Annotated in this window: 1 protein-coding gene; it reads right to left on the bottom strand. The window is 53.4% G+C overall.

The features are described 5' to 3' along the window. Nucleotides 1-72: 72 nt before the first annotated feature. Nucleotides 73-277: hypothetical protein (locus MZO40_RS17185; RefSeq protein ID WP_252133497.1), on the bottom strand; the 205-nt coding region annotated here is incomplete at its 5' end.

Below are 277 nucleotides of genomic sequence, written 5' to 3'. Positions count from 1 at the left end.
CAAGGAAGGAATCAGGCCATCGGGTTGCTCGGCCTCGATAATTTTAGTCACAGCAGCAACCGTCAACGGCTCTCAGTAGACATTATCCGCAAACAGATTTTCCGCCGCTACTGAATAGGCGTTGTTATCCACGAGTACGACCGCGATACCGAGTCGCCGAATCGCCGCACCGATTGGGGTGACGGCCGCATCATGTTGTCCTTCACGGCCGTTATCTTTGTGGCCCGCCCCGATGATCAGGACTTTTTGTAAGGTTTGATTGTTCACCAGATTGGCC

It is taken from the genome of Lactiplantibacillus sp. B652 (assembly GCF_023806745.1).
Lineage (GTDB): Bacteria > Bacillota > Bacilli > Lactobacillales > Lactobacillaceae > Lactiplantibacillus > Lactiplantibacillus pentosus.
The sequence above is the reverse complement of the archived record's forward strand: the minus strand, read 5'-3'. Positions and strand labels throughout refer to the sequence as shown.